Origin of the sequence: Plantactinospora sp. B24E8, assembly GCF_039871735.1 — a bacterium.
Classification (GTDB): domain Bacteria; phylum Actinomycetota; class Actinomycetes; order Mycobacteriales; family Micromonosporaceae; genus Plantactinospora.
The window spans coordinates 443035-457019 of sequence record NZ_JBDPMH010000001.1 but is presented as its reverse complement, the minus strand read 5'-3'; the positions used below and the strand labels follow the sequence as shown (position 1 = coordinate 457019).

General features: G+C 73.3%; 15 protein-coding genes and 1 pseudogene. 13 read left to right on the top strand and 3 right to left on the bottom strand.

Annotated features, from left to right (window positions below):
- Nucleotides 1–2 precede the first annotated feature (2 nt).
- The 9 genes from ABGB21_RS02140 (at nt 3) to ABGB21_RS02100 (ending at nt 7310) form a co-directional block, all read left to right on the top strand.
- On the top strand, nt 3–803 hold the full coding sequence (locus tag ABGB21_RS02140) for a ParA family protein (RefSeq protein WP_347676134.1): 801 nt from the start codon (nt 3–5) through the stop codon (nt 801–803).
- Nucleotides 793–2364: an ATPase, T2SS/T4P/T4SS family gene (locus ABGB21_RS02135; protein ID WP_347676132.1), complete on the top strand. Its 1572-nt coding sequence runs from the start codon at nt 793–795 to the stop codon at nt 2362–2364. The genes ABGB21_RS02140 and ABGB21_RS02135 overlap by 11 nt, the downstream gene beginning before the upstream one ends.
- 181 nt (nt 2365–2545) lie before the next feature.
- Nucleotides 2546–3448, top strand: a complete 903-nt coding sequence (locus tag ABGB21_RS02130) for a type II secretion system F family protein (RefSeq protein ID WP_347654389.1) — start codon at nt 2546–2548, stop codon at nt 3446–3448.
- Nucleotides 3448–4320 carry a type II secretion system F family protein gene (locus ABGB21_RS02125; protein ID WP_347654388.1) on the top strand — a complete coding sequence of 291 codons (873 nt, stop codon included), beginning with the start codon at nt 3448–3450 and terminating at the stop codon, nt 4318–4320. The genes ABGB21_RS02130 and ABGB21_RS02125 overlap by 1 nt, the downstream gene beginning before the upstream one ends.
- Nucleotides 4321–4356: 36 nt before the next feature.
- Entirely contained in the window at nt 4357–4593 is a 237-nt protein-coding gene (locus ABGB21_RS02120) for a hypothetical protein (protein WP_347654387.1), read from the top strand.
- Nucleotides 4580–4990 (top strand): TadE family protein, encoded by a 411-nt coding sequence (locus ABGB21_RS02115; protein ID WP_347654386.1) that lies wholly within the window; start codon nt 4580–4582, stop codon nt 4988–4990. The genes ABGB21_RS02120 and ABGB21_RS02115 overlap by 14 nt, the downstream gene beginning before the upstream one ends.
- A 149-nt stretch (nt 4991–5139) precedes the next feature.
- A complete protein-coding gene (locus ABGB21_RS02110) occupies nt 5140–5607 on the top strand; it encodes a TadE/TadG family type IV pilus assembly protein (protein ID WP_347654385.1) in 468 nt (155 codons plus the stop codon).
- Entirely contained in the window at nt 5604–6050 is a 447-nt protein-coding gene (locus ABGB21_RS02105) for a hypothetical protein (protein ID WP_347654384.1), read from the top strand. The genes ABGB21_RS02110 and ABGB21_RS02105 overlap by 4 nt, the downstream gene beginning before the upstream one ends.
- A gap of 15 nt (nt 6051–6065) precedes the next feature.
- A complete protein-coding gene (locus ABGB21_RS02100) occupies nt 6066–7310 on the top strand; it encodes a LysM domain-containing protein (RefSeq protein WP_347654383.1) in 1245 nt (414 codons plus the stop codon).
- Nucleotides 7311–7371: 61 nt separating this feature from the next.
- Here the strand turns inward: ABGB21_RS02100 and ABGB21_RS02095 are convergent, their stop codons facing one another.
- Nucleotides 7372–8223 (bottom strand): Rieske (2Fe-2S) protein, encoded by an 852-nt coding sequence (locus tag ABGB21_RS02095; RefSeq protein WP_347654382.1) that lies wholly within the window; start codon nt 8221–8223, stop codon nt 7372–7374.
- Between the two features lie 124 nt (nt 8224–8347).
- Between ABGB21_RS02095 and ABGB21_RS02090 the strand changes: the two genes are divergently transcribed.
- The 4 genes and pseudogenes from ABGB21_RS02090 to ABGB21_RS02075 form a co-directional block, all read left to right on the top strand.
- On the top strand, nt 8348–9373 hold the full coding sequence (locus ABGB21_RS02090; protein ID WP_347654381.1) for an NAD-dependent epimerase/dehydratase family protein: 1026 nt from the start codon (nt 8348–8350) through the stop codon (nt 9371–9373).
- 7 nt (nt 9374–9380) lie between these two features.
- Entirely contained in the window at nt 9381–9830 is a 450-nt protein-coding gene (locus tag ABGB21_RS02085) for a nuclear transport factor 2 family protein (protein ID WP_347654380.1), read from the top strand.
- A gap of 76 nt (nt 9831–9906) precedes the next feature.
- Complete coding sequence (locus ABGB21_RS02080; RefSeq protein ID WP_347654379.1) at nt 9907–10422, top strand: DUF402 domain-containing protein; 516 nt, start codon at nt 9907–9909, stop codon at nt 10420–10422.
- A gap of 176 nt (nt 10423–10598) precedes the next feature.
- Nucleotides 10599–11348, top strand: a pseudogene (locus ABGB21_RS02075) (crotonase/enoyl-CoA hydratase family protein); the annotation flags it as partial.
- Nucleotides 11349–11565: 217 nt separating this feature from the next.
- On the opposite strand, the gene ABGB21_RS02070 reads toward ABGB21_RS02075, so the two are convergent.
- Both ABGB21_RS02070 and ABGB21_RS02065 read right to left on the bottom strand, forming a co-directional pair.
- On the bottom strand, nt 11566–12156 hold the full coding sequence (locus ABGB21_RS02070; protein WP_347654378.1) for a pyridoxamine 5'-phosphate oxidase family protein: 591 nt from the start codon (nt 12154–12156) through the stop codon (nt 11566–11568).
- Nucleotides 12157–12284: 128 nt separating this feature from the next.
- Nucleotides 12285–13907 carry a glycoside hydrolase family 13 protein gene (locus ABGB21_RS02065; protein WP_347676129.1) on the bottom strand — a complete coding sequence of 541 codons (1623 nt, stop codon included), beginning with the start codon at nt 13905–13907 and terminating at the stop codon, nt 12285–12287.
- Nucleotides 13908–13985: the final 78 nt, after the last annotated feature.

Genomic DNA, 13985 nt, shown 5'->3' with positions numbered 1-13985 from the left:
GCATGGCCGTCATCGCCCTCGTCTCCGCCAAGGGGTCCCCGGGCGTCACCACGACCGCCCTCGCCTGCGCCCTCAGCTGGCACCACCGGGTCGTCCTCGCCGAATGTGACCCGGCCGGCGGCTCGGTGCTGGCCGGCTACCTCGGCGGCGCGCTGCCCGGGCCACGCGGCATCGGCGAACTCGCCGTCGGCGAGCTGCGGGACGGCAACCTGGAGGAGGCGTTCTGGTCCCAGCTCGTCGACCTCGACGCCCCGAAACGGGAACGGCTGCTGCTGCCCGGCGTGGTCGACCCGGCGCAGGCCGGCAGCGTCATCCCGCTCTGGCAGCGGTTCGCCGACTTCTTCACCGCGCTCGGCAAGGGCGACCCGGCGTACGACGTCATCGTCGACTGTGGACGGCTGCACGTCGTCGGCCCGCCCTGGCCGATCCTGCGCGCCGCCGACATCGTCCTGGTCGTCACCGCCGCCCGACTCCCCGACCTGTCCAGCACCCAGGCCACGGTCAAGGCGATCGAACGCGACCTCGCCGACCACCGGGTACCGGCCGGCTCACTGCGACTGCTGCTGGTCGGTGCCGGACACGGCCGCGGCGAGGTCAGCAAAGCACTCCGGCTGCCGGTCATCGAACAGCTGCCACACGACCCGCGTACCGCCGAGGTGCTCAGCCACGGCGGCACCGTCCGCAGCGGACGGCCGCTGATCCGCGCGGCCGGTGCCCTGGAGGTGCCGATCCGGGCACTGCTCGACCGCCGCCGGGCACGACTGCGCTGGCCGACCACCGAGGAGGTGCCGGATGCGGTTTGAGCCGGTCTTCCACGACCCACGACGCCGCGACCCGGCCGACGGGCCCACCTGGCAGACAGTGCCGCACAACGGGCACCCACACCCGGGCACGGTCAGCAACGGCACCCCGCCGCACGTCGCCGTGCCACACCTGCCGGCGCCGCAGCCGGTCACCGCGCCCCCGCCGCCACCGCCCCGGCGGGTCGACTTCGCCGTGGTCCGCGAACTGCGCCGGGAACTCAGCGAACGGCTCACCGCCTGGCAGCGGGGCCGCGAGTTCACCACCGCCGAGGAGGACGCCGAACGCAGCCGGCTCGCCGCCACCGTCGTCACCGAGTACGCCGACACGGTCCGCCGGGCCGGCACCCCGATGTCGGCGCTGGAGGAACGACTGCTGCTCGACCAGGTCAACGCCGAACTCGTCGGGCTCGGCCGGCTGCAGAGCCTGCTCGTCGACACCTCGATCGAGGAGGTGCACATCCTCGGCTGCGACCTGGTCCGGATCACCCGCCGGGGCGGCACCGTCGACTGGGGCGACCCGATCGCCGACAGCGACGAGGAGATGGTGGAGATCCTCCAGGCGGCGGCCCGCCGCGCCGGCGCCACCGAACGGTCACTCTCCACCTCCAAGCCCACCCTCGACCTGCAACTGCCGGACGGCAGCCGACTCGCCGCGGTCTTCCTGGTCAGCCAGCGCCCGTACGCGGTGATCCGCAAGCACAACACCGTCGAGGTGACCCTGGACGACATCGCCGGCGGCCGGGGCGACCTGGACGAGATGATCGACGTGCTGATCCGGGACTTTCTGCGCGCCGCGATGCGGGCCGGACTGAACATCATGGTCGCCGGGCTCGCCGGCGCGGGCAAGACGACCGTGGTCCGGGCCCTGATGGACGAGATCCCGGTCGACGAGCCGTACGTGCTGCTGGAGGAGAGCCGGGAACTGCTGCCCGCCCGACGTCGGATACGACACCGGGCGGTGATGAGCTTCGAGTCCCGGGAGGGACACGGCGACCGGGGACCGGACGGCCGCCCGGCCGGCGAGGTGACCATCGCCGACCTGATCCCGGTCGCGCTGCGGATGGGCGTACTGCGGATCATCGTCGGCGAGGTGCGGTCCCGGGAGATCGTGCCGATGCTCCAGGCGATGACCACCAGCCGGGGCTCGATGTGCACCATCCACGCCCGTACCCCGGCCGGGGTGAGCGAACGGATCATCGAGCTGGCGCTGGCGCACGGCCGGGAGATGACCGTCGAACAGGCCCGGCGGATGGCCGGCAACGCGCTCGACCTGATCGTCTACGTCACCATCGAGGACGAGACCGCCATCGGGGGCCGCAAGCACCGGTTCGTCTCGCACGTCGAGGAGGTGATCGGCGTCGGCGAGGGGAACCGGATCACCACCACCACCGTCTTCGGTCCCGGCCCCGACGGTCGGGCCATCCCCCGCCACCTGCCGGAACGCATCCGTGACCAGCTGCTGCGGGTCGGCTACGACGCCCGGCTGCTGACCCGGTACATCGAGGCCGGCGCCGGGGCGTGGCGACGGCCCCGGCACAGCCAGCTGGGGCGGCGGGCGTGAGCGGGGGGCGGGTTGATGGCACGGGCCTGGTGGATAGAGCGGGCCTGGTGGATAGAGCCGGGCCGACCGTCCCCGGCTCCGGGCGGTCAGGCTTGATCCCTGCGCCGGGCACGGTCGGCCCGGCTCCGTGCTGGTCGGCCGCCGTCCGGGCGGCGCCGGGTCCCGGTCAGGTGGTGGTCAGGTGAACCTGCCGTCGAACATCGAGCTGATCGCGGTGCTCTCCGGCGCGGCCTGCGTCGCCGGGCTGATCCTGGCTGTGGTCGCGATCGTCGGCACCACCCGGCCGGCCCGACCGAACTCCGGCCCCGGGTTGCGCCGGCTCTGGCAGGGCAACGGCAGCACACCCCGGGAACGGCGGGCCCACCAGACGCTGCTGGTCGGCGCGGTCGTCGCCGGGGCGGTGGCGTTCCTGCTCACCGGGCTGCCGGTGGTCGGCCTCCTGGTCGCGGTCGCGGTCCCGGGTACGCCATGGCTGCTCACCGCCGGCCGGGCCGAACGCCGGGCGATCAACCGGATCGAGGCGATCGGCGAGTGGGCCCGCCGGCTCAAGGACGTCTCCGGCACCGGACAGGGTCTGCAGCAGGCGATCGTCGGTACGGTCGCCACCGCACCGGAGCAGATCGAGGAGGAGGTACGCCTGCTCGCCGCCCGGCTGCAGGCGGGCTGGCACGGCCGTACCGCCCTGCTGGCCTTCGCCGACGAGATCGGTGACCCGGTCTGCGACCAGGTGGTCGCGGCGCTGATCCTGCACCTGAGCGACCGGGGCGAGCGGCTCGGCGACGTACTCGGGGCGATTGCGGGCGCGGCGGCGGCCGAGGTGGTCACCCGACGCGAGGTGGAGGCGAAGCGGGCCCAGCCCCGGTTCGCGGTGCGCTTCCTGACCGGGATGACCCTGCTGGTGCTGGCGTACGGGCTGGTCAACCCCGACTACATGCGCCCGTACGGGACACCGACCGGCCAGCTCGTGATGGTGCTGCTCGGCACCGCCTTCGTCACCCTGCTGGCCTGGGTGCGGTCGATGAGCCTGCCGCCCCGGCCCGCCCGGTTCCTCGCCCCGCCGGCCGCCGAGGAGGTGCTCCAGTGATGCTGAACTGGCACCTCGCGATCAGTGTGCTCGGCGGCGCGGCCGTCGGGCTGGGGCTGTTCCTGCTGGTCCGGGAGGCGATGCCGGCCACCCCGGCGCTCGGGCCGGCCCTGCGCCGGCTGCACCAGCCCCCCGGGCTCACCCGGCCCCGGACCAGGGCCGGCGTCCGCGACCTGGACTGGCTCACCGGCCTCACCCGCTGGGTACGCCCACCGCACCGGCAACTCGCACTGCTCGGCCGCACCCCGGAGCAGTACACCCTCTCGCTCGTACTGTCCGGGCTCGTCGGGCTGGCCACCCCCGCCGTGTCGAGCGCGATCCTCTTCCTCGGTGGGGTACGGCCACCGGTTGTCGTACCGACCGTCGGCTCGCTGGGTTTCGCGCTGCTCGCGGTGCTGCTGGCACACCGGAACGTCCTGGTCCGGGCGGAACGGGCCCGACGGGAGTTCAGCCAGGCCGTCTGCGCGTACCTGGACCTGGTGGCGCTGCAACTGGCCGCCGCGCACGGCCCGGTGCAGGCGTTGGAACGGGCCGCCGGGGTCTGTGACGGTTGGGTCTTCGAACGGATCCGCGAGGCGCTGCGGATCGCCCAACTGCAGATGCACTCGCCCTGGGCCGAACTGCGCGACCTGGCGGAGAAGATCGGGATCCCGGAGCTGGGCGACGTCGGCGCGATCATGCAGTCCTCCGGCACCGAGGGTGCGCAGGTGCACGACTCGCTGCGCAGCCGCGCCGACTCGTTACGCGACCAGATCCGCACCGACAACCTGGCCCGGGCCGAGACGATCACCAGCCGGCTCGACGTACCGGGGGCGCTGCTGGTCTTCGTGCTGGTCGGGTTCGTGCTCTATCCGTTCGTGGCCCGGATCTGACCGCGACGCACCTGATCCCGTGAGGAGGGAGTCCCGATGTCCGTCATCTCCTATCTGCACACCGCGCTGGTGATACGCCTGAACGAACTGCGCCGAGGTGCCGAACGCGACCGGGGCGACAGCCCGGTACCCACCGCCGTGATCATCATCGGGCTGGCGGCCGCCGCGCTCGCGGTGACCGTCGCCGTCTCGGACAGCGTCAGCGACTGGCTGCAGGACCTGCCCCAGCCCGGTGACGGCGGGGACGGCGGGGACACCGGTGGCGACAGCTGACACCGGATCCGACCGGGAGCGGGGAGCGACGCCGGTAGAGCTGGCCGTGCTGATGCCGGCCATCCTCGTCCTGCTGCTCTCCTCGATCCAGGCGGCGGCCTGGTTCCTCGCCCGCTCGACCGCGTTGAACGCCGCCCAGGAGGCGGTCAGCGCACAGCGGGTGTACCAGGCCGAACCGGGCGTCGGCGAGGAACGCGCACTGGACTTCCTCGACCGGGCCGGCGACTGGCTGGTCGGCTGGGAGGTCACGGTCAGCGTCCCGGACCCGGACGGCACCCGGGTCAGCGCCACCGTCACCGGCACACCACTGCGGGTCGTACCGCTGATCTCGCTGCCCGCCATCCGCGAGACCGCCTCCGGGCCGGTCGAGCGCTTCACCGAGCCGGGGCTGCCATGACCGAGCGGAGCGAGGTCATGAGGGGCACAGTCACGCAGGTCATGGCGTCGACGAGCGGAGCGAGGAGAGGCCATGACCGAGCGGAGCGAGGTCATCAGCAGGGACAGTCACGCAGGTCATGGCGTCGACGAGCGGAGCGAGGAGAGGCCATGACCGGTGGCGACCGGGGTTCCGTCTCGGTGGAGGTGGCGATTCTCGCCCCGGCCTTCCTGGCGCTGGTCGCGCTGGCCGGGGTCGCCGGCCGGACCGCCGTCGCCCACGAGGCGATCGAGGTCGCCGCACACGAGGCCGCCCGCGCCGCCTCGATCTCCCGGACCGCCGACGAGGCCCGGGACGCGGCCGAGGCCGCCGTCACGGAACGCCTGGCCGAGCAGGGGTTCTGCGCCGGGGCACCCGAGTTGGACCTCACCGGCACGGTGGCCGGCGAGGAACACGACCTCGACGAGGTCTTCGCCAGCGATCTCGGGGAGGACGCCACGGTGGTGGTCACCGTCGGCTGCCGGGTGCCGGTGGGCAATCTCCGGATGCCGCTGGTGCCCGGGGTGCCGGAGCACACGTACGCCGAGGCGACCTTCGCGTCCCCGCTCGACCGCTACCGCGCGAGGAGTGGCCAGTGAGCCGACCGGAGTGGGACGTGCCCCCGGGTGACGCCGGTCGGGTCAGCCTGTTCCTGGCGATCGCGCTGGTCGGCATCCTGACGCTGATCGGACTCGCCTACGACGGCGCCGGGCAGCTCCGCACCATGCAGCGGGCGGACAACCTGGCCGCCGAGGCCGCCCGGGCCGGCGGTCAGGCCGTCGACCTCGGACAGCTGTTGGCGGACGGGACCACCGTGCTGGACCGGGACGCGGCCCGGGCAGCCATCGACAACTACCTGGACAGCGTCGACGGGGTGACGCTGCGGAACGTGGACATCCAGGTCGAGGACGGTAACCCACGGCTGACCGTCGACCTCGAACTCACCTACGAACGGGCCTTCCTCGGCCTCTTCAGCTTCGACGGCACCGTCACGGTGCCGGGCACCGCCACCGCGACACTCCTCACCACGAGCAACCGCTGAACAGGGGGCATGGCCATGCCTGCATCGCGGACGGCCCACCGGGCCGGTCGGGTCGTCACCGGACTCGGCGCGCTGATTGTCCTGGTCGGACTGCTGGTCGGCGCGCCGATCGCGCTGCTGACCTTCGCCGGCAACCCGCTACCGGACCACGTACCCACCCTCGACGAGATCGGCACCGTGCTGACCAGCCGGGACGACGGGCAACTCTTCCTGCGGGCGCTGGCCCTGGTGGGCTGGGCCGGCTGGGCGACGTTCGCGCTCTCGGTGCTGGTGGAGATACCGGCCCGGATGCTGCGCCGGCCGGCGATCCGGCTGCCCGGGCTCGGTCGCCAGCAGCGCTGGGCCGCCGCCCTGGTCGGCTCGGTCGCCCTGGCCCTCGCCGCCGGTCCGGTGGCGGCGACCGCGGCCACGGGCAGCGGGCTGGCGGCCCTGCCGGCGCCGGCGGTGCTGCCGGCCTCGGTCGGCTCGGCTGCCCTGCTCGCCGACGAGCCGCCGTCCGGGCCGGCACCGCACTGGATGACCGAAACCCCGTCCGGACCCGCGCCGCACTGGATGACCGAAACCCCGTCCGGACCGGCGCCGCACTGGATGGCCGCACCGGGCGGTCCGGACCAGCCGGAGCCGGTGTACCGGGTGGAGAAGGGCGACTACCTCGGGCACATCGCCGACCGGTACCTCGGCGACTTCGACCGGTACCCGGAGTTGGCCCGGCTGAACAGGATCGGTGACCCGGACCGGATCCGCCCCGGCCAGTTCCTGCACCTGCCGGAGTCCGCCGAGGACCGGGGCGTACGCGACCACGCCACCGGCCTGGTGGCCAACCCGCCGCCGCCCGGCGGTTGGCCGGAACCAGACCGCCCCGGACCGGTCCAGCCGGTCCAGCCCGACCGGGCGACAGAACGGCCGGGCATTGCAGAGCAGCCGGGCGGGACAGCGCAGCCAGGCACGGCAGAGCAGCCGGGCGGTGGGCCGGCGAGCGGGCCGTTCCCCGACGGGCGGCAGTCGGAAGGGACCGGTACGACCGCGCCCCCGTCGGGTCGGGGAGGTGACGACGGGACGACACACCCGGTCGGCGCGACCGGTCCGGTCGGCGGCACGCCGGACGGGGTCGACCGGCCACTGGCGGTTGCCGCGGTGATCGCGGCGGCCGGCATGGTCGGCGCGCAGGTCGGTGCGTTGTTCGGGCTGCGGGGCCGGCCGTCCCGACGGACCTCGGTGAGCACCGGCCGGCACCGGCTCCGTGACGGGGCGGGTGACTGAGAGCCAACGCTCAGCACGAGGATTCGACCTGTCCCGCTGTGCCGGGCGGGCCGCGGACTGCTCAGGGAAGGCGGGTCTGCACAACGCCCCCGACGACCCGGGTGGGCAGCACCTGCTGGTCACTGGCGGCCGGACCCTGCACCACCCGACCGGCGTCCAGCTGGAACCTGCTGCCGTGCCACGGGCACTGGACGCAGTCCCGACCGCCCACCGTCACCAGCTCACCCTCGCCGAGCGGACCGCCCTGGTGGGCGCACCGGTCCAGCAGCACACTCACCTGGTCACCCTGCCGGTAGACCAGCACCGACACCTCGTCGATCCGACGGGTGAGCAGGGCACGTTCCGGCAGGGCGGCCAGGTCCGCGATCGCGTACCAGCCGTCGGAGAGCTGACGCAACTCCGGCGCCCCGTGGTTGACCGCCGACGCCTGCTTGTAGGCCAGATGCCCGCCGAGGAACGCGCCACCGCTGACCGCCGACAGGCCGGCGAACCCGAGGGCCCGGCCGACCGTGTGCAGCCCACCGAGCCGAGCGGCGAGTGAGCCCGCGTACAACAGGACACCGACGCCGTTGGCGATCGCGTGCACCAGACCGACCCGACGCTGCTCCCGGGCCAGCGACGCCCAGTCGTTGACCCCGGCGAGCGCGGCGGGCAACGCGGTGGCGGTACCGACCGCGACCAGGGCGGTGGCGGCGCGGCGCTGGCCTGGCCACAGGTCGAGGATGGCCGAACAGGTCCAGGCGCCGACCGGCAGTTGCACCAGCGCCGGATGCAGCGGATGCCCGAGCCACACCCCGTGCAGGGCGTCGCGGACCCGCTGCGGACGCAGCACCGCGAGCACCCCCCGCTGGAGCCGGTCACCAGCCCGGTCCAGTACGGCAGTCTGCTCAAGTCGGCTCAGAAGGGCACGCACCGCCGGGGTTTACCCACCGTCGCGGTCGGCAAACGCCCACCGGTTCGACAGCGTCCACCGGACCGGCACACACTCCGGGCGAGTCGCCGGCATGCCCGGACCCGGGCCGGGTAGAACGGCAGGCATGCGGATCGCGATCACCGGCGCCACCGGCAACGTCGGCAGTGCGCTGCTGCGCCGGCTCGCCGCCGAGCCGGACATCGAGGTGATCGGCATCGTCCGGCGCTGTCCGGAACCGGGCTCCGGCCCGCCGTACGACGCGGTGCGCTGGCACTCCGCCGACCTCGGGGACCCGGCCTGCCTGCATCCACTCGCCGAACTCCTCGCCGGGGTCGACGCGGTGGTGCACCTCGCCTGGCAACTGCAACCCGGTCACCAGCGCGCCCGGATGCGGCGGACCAACATCAACGGCACCCGGCACGTGGTGAACGCGATGCTCGCCGCCGACGTACCGAAACTGGTGTACGGGTCGTCGGTCGCGACGTACGCGCCCGGGCCGAAGGACCGGCTGGTCGACGAGAGCTGGCCGGCAACCGGCATCGGCCGGCGTTCCGGCTACAGCGTCGACAAGGCGACCGTGGAGGCGTACCTCGACGGCGTCGAACGCGACTACCCGGGGCTGCGGGTGGTCCGGATGCGCAAACCCCTGGTCGTCCAGCGTGAGGCGGGCGCCGAGGTCACCCGGCACCTGCTCGGCCGCCTCGTACCGGTCTCGTTGTTCCGTGGCGGGCGCTTCCCGGTGGTGCCGCGGCACCGGCTGTTACGGGTACAGGTGGTGCACGCCGACGACGTCGCCGAGGCGTACCTGAAGGTGTTGCGCGGTGGCCTGACCGGAGCCTTCAACCTCGCCGCGGAGCCGGTGCTCGACGGGCCGCTGGTCGCCGCCGAGGTCGGCGGGCTGGCGGCGCCGCTGCCGCTGCCGCTGCTCCGGCTGCTGGCCCGGACGGCGTGGCGGAGCCGGCTGCTCCCCGCCGACGAGGGCTGGTTCGAGCTGAGCGCCGCCGCGCCGCTGATGGACTGCTCCCGGGCCGAGCGGGAGCTGGGCTGGCGGCCCCGGCACGACGCCGTCGACGCGCTGCGGGAACTGCTCGCCGGGATTGCCGAGCATGCCGGCGCCCCGACTCCACCGATGCGTCAACAAGCAGCCTGATCGGCAGGTGGAATCCCTTCTTGTCGCCGGGCGGCGGCCGGTTGTGGCGAAGGGCCCGTTCCTGACACCCGGGTGCGGCAGGCTGGAGGGCGTGGACCGGACCGGGGTGGCGGACTGGATCGCCGGGTACGAGCGGGCGTGGCGCGCTGTCGGCACCGCCCCGCTGGCCGAACTCTTCACCGACGACGCCCGCTACCTGCAGGGACCGTACCGGGAACCGGTGGTCGGCCTGCCGGCGATCGCCCGGATGTGGCAGGCGGAGCGGGAAGGCCCGGACGAGGTCTTCACGATGCGGCACGAGATCGTCGCGGTGGACGGCGATGTCGCGGTGGCCCGGGTCGAGGTACGGTACGGCCCGCCGAGCGGAGACGAGTACCGCGACCTCTGGATCATGCGGTTTGCCGGGGACAACCGGTGCCGGTCCTTCGAGGAGTGGCCGTTCGCCCCACCCGGCTGAAACCGGTGGCGTGGACCACCCCTCCAGGCTAATCTCGGCCCTCGACCTGAGGATCCGACAAGACGAGGCGTACGACATGGCGGAGCGGAACCTGACCGACGAGCGGCTGTCGGCGGGCAGCCCGGTGACGGTACGGCTGGTCAAGGCGCCCCGGCCGGACAAGTCGTACCCGGCGACGGTGGTCGCCGACGACGGCGTCCACGTGACGGTTTACGCCCCCTGGGCTGACCCGCAGGTGCGGGATCTGGGTTTTGTCCAGTTCGCACCGGGCGACGTCTTCGTCGAGCACTACTGGCGGGACCGGTGGTACGCGGTCAAGGAGGTACGGGACGCGGCCGGCGGGCTCAAGGGCTGGTACTGCGACGTGACCCGGCCGACCGTGGTCCGGGGCGGCGCGCTGGAGGTGGCGGATCTCGACCTCGACCTGTGGGTCTCGGCCGACCTGAGCCGGGTGGAACGGCTGGACGAGGACGAGTTCCTGGCCAGCGGCCTGGTCGAGCGTGACCCGGTCGCGGCGGACCAGGCCCGCCGGGCCCTGGCCGAACTGGTCGACCTCGCCGCCGACGGCTTCAGCACGACCCTCGCCCGGTAGCCGACTGTCGCCCGGTGGCGGAGCGTCGGCCCGCCCGGTAGCCGGCCGTCGCCTGGTAGCCGGCCGTCGCCCGGTAGCCGGCCGTCGCCTCGTCCGGCCGGCCCGCCCGGAACTGGGGAGCAGGACCGCGTACCCGGGGGATGGGCAGACCCACGTCCGGCAGGCATCCTGGTCCGATGGGCGTACGGGTGGAGGATAACGGTCCGGTTCGGACGGTGGTGCTGTCCCGGCCGGAGAGCCGGAACGCGGTGGACGGGCCGACCGCCCGGTCACTGGCGGACGCGTTCCGGATCTTCGACAGCGACGACGAGGCGTCGGTGGCGGTGCTCTGGGGGGAGGGTGGCACGTTCTGCTCCGGAGCCGACCTGAAGGCGATCACCACGTCCAGCGGCAACCGGGTCGAACCGGAGGGGGACGGTCCGATGGGACCGACCCGGATGGTGTTGACCAAGCCGGTGATCGCCGCGATCGCCGGATACGCCGTCGCCGGCGGGCTGGAGCTGGCACTCTGGTGCGATCTGCGGGTCGCCGAGACCGACGCCGTGTTCGGGGTGTTCAGCCGCCGCTGGGGCGTACCGCTGATCGACGGTGGGACGAGTCGGCTGGCCCGGTTGGTCGGCGAGAGCCGGGCGATGGACCTGATCCTCACCGGCCGGCCGGTTCCGGCCACCGAGGCGTACGAGATGGGGTTGGTGAACCGGCTGGTGCCGCCGGGTGAGGCGCGGGCGGCGGCGGAGCGGCTGGCCGCCGAGATCGCCTCGTTTCCGCAGCGCTGCCTGCGCAACGACCGGCTGGCCGTCCTGGCCGGCGCCGGTCGGCCGGACGCGGAGGCGCTGCGCACCGAGCTGGCGTACGGGATGGACTCGCTCGCCGTCGACGCGCCGGAGGGGGTGGCCCGGTTCGTGGCCGGCGAGGGCCGGCACGGGACGTACGATCCGACGCCCCGGCCCCGACGGGGGCCGGCGGCCCGGGTTGTCGGCGGGGACGGCGACGCCGCCGGAACCGGGTAGCCGGCGCGGACCGGCGCCTGGCCGTCCCCGAAGCCGGCGGCGAGACCGTAGCCGGGGCGGTCAGCCGCATCGGGTGGGCCGACGACGGTCGGTCAGGCCGGTCAGTCAGCCGGGCCGGGCGGGCCGACGACGGTCAGTCAGGCCGGTCGGGTAGCGGCGGCAGCGGGAGTGGGATCGCGGGCAGGCCGTCGAGGCTGCTGGCGACGTACTCCTTCTTCTCGCAGTAGGCGGAGAACTCCTCGTCGGTCTTGCGGCCGAAGAACTCCGTGTGCAGCGTCCGCTCCGCCCGCAGGTCCATCAGTGGTACGGCGTAACCACAGCTGTCGCTGATCCGGTGGGCGGTGACCAGGATGATCGCCCGCAGGCCCGGATCGTCGGCGCGGCTGAACCGCCCGATCAGGTCGCCCCAGCGCGGCTCGTCCCGGAAGACCACCTCGCCCCGGCCGTGCACCCGGACGATGTTCGGCGGGCCGTCGAAGGCACACCACATCAGGGTGATCCGGGCGTTCTCCCGCAGGTGGGCCACGGTTTCCGCGCCGCTGCCCCCGAAGTCGAGGTACGCCACCGTCCGCTCGTCGAGCACCGCCAGCGAGCCGGTGAGGCCCTTCGGCGAAAGGTTGACGTGCCCGTCGGCGGCCAGTGGCGCGGTCGCCACGAAGAAGACCGGCTGTGCCTCGATGAAGGCGCGCAGTCGACCGTCGATCCGATCATGAACTTTGCCCACGTTCCCATCCTGCTCCGCCGTACTGAACAGGACAAACATCGTCCAGCAGGTGGGCGGGCCCAGCTGTCAGGGGAGGGGCCCTCTCCGATACCGGAGACGACCGGAGGCCCCCTCCCTGACATCCGTACCTAGACCTCGAGCCAGATGGCGGTGTCCGGCGGCAGAACGTCACCGTCGACGGGGCGGCTGGTCAGCAGCCGGGTACGGTGTGCCGGCAGCGGCACCGGCTCGGCGGATAGGTTCACCAGGCAGATGAACCCGGGGTCGCGGGCGAGGGCGAGCACTCCGTCCGGGGCGTCGAGCCAGCGCAGGGCGCCGTCGCCGAGGGCCGGCAGCGCGCGGCGGAGCCGGATCGCCGTACGGTAGAGCTCCAACATCGAGTGCGGGTCGCCGGTCTGCGCCTGTACGGTCCGGTCCTTCCAGGTCGCCGGCTGCGGCAGCCATGGCGCGGTGGTGGCCCCGTCCGGGCTGAAGCCGAACGGCGCGGCGTCCCCCTCCCAGGGCAGCGGCACCCGGCAGCCGTCCCGGCCCGGGTCGACGTAGCCGGAGCGCGGGTACATCGGGTCCTGCCGCAGTGCCGGCGGGATGTCCTCGACCTCCCACAGGCCCAGTTCCTCGCCCTGGTAGACGTACGCGGCGCCGGGCAGCGCCAGGGAGAGCAGCGCGGCCGCCCGGGCCCGTACGGTGCCGAGCTCCAGGTCGGTCGGGATGCCCTCGCGCTTCTTCGCGAAGGCGAAGGTGGTGTCCTCGCGGCCGTACCGGGTGACCACCCGGGTGACGTCGTGGTTGGAGAGGACCCAGGTCGCCGGTGCGCCGATCGGGGCGTGTTCGGCGAGGGTGCCGTCGATGCTGTCGCGCAGCTTGGCGGCGTCCCAGGCGCAGCTGAGGAAGTCGAAGTTGAACGCGGTGTGCAGTTCGTCCGGCCGCAGGTAGTTGGCGAACCGCTGCCGGTCCGGCAGCCACACCTCGCCGATCAGCGCCCGTGGCTCCGGGTACGAGTCGGCGATCCGCCGCCAGCTCCGGTAGATCTCGTGTACGCCGTCCAGGTCGTGGAACGGGTGCGGCGAGCCCTCCACCACCTCGGGCAGGGTGTGGTCCTTGAGCAGCAGAGCGGCCGAGTCGATCCGGATGCCGTCGATGCCCCGGTCGAGCCAGAACCGCAGGATCTCCTCGAACTCGGCCCGTACCCGGGGGTGGTCCCAGTTGAAGTCCGGCTGCTCCGCGGCGAACAGGTGCAGGTACCACTCACCCGGGCTGCCGTCCGGGTTGGTGGTCCGGGTCCAGGTGCCGCCGCCGAACTCGCCGATCCAGTCGGTCGGCGGCAGTTCGCCGTGCTCCCCGCGTCCGGGACGGAACCAGAAGAGGTCCCGCTCCGGCGCGCCCGGCCCGCCGGCCAGCGCCGCCTGGAACCAGGGGTGCTGGTCCGAGCAGTGGTTGGGGACCAGGTCGATGATGATCCGCAGGCCGAGCTGGTGCGCCTCGGTGACCAGCTCGGTGACCTCGTCGAGGGTGCCGAAGACCGGTTCGATGGCCCGAAAGTCGGAGACGTCGTAGCCGGCGTCGGCCATCGGGGACGGGTACCACGGCCCGAACCAGATGGCGTCGACACCGAGGTCGGCCAGGTAGCCCAGCCGCTTCCGGATGCCGGCGACGTCGCCGATGCCGTCGCCGTTCGCGTCGGCGAAGCTGCGCGGGTAGACCTGGTAGATCACCGCGTCTCGCCACCACCGGCGGCTGTCTGATGTGGACACGAGTACCTGCTCTCTGGATCGGTCCGGGGTCGTCGCCGTCGGCAGCTGGCCACCCGGGTCCGGGCGTGCGGGGGTGAC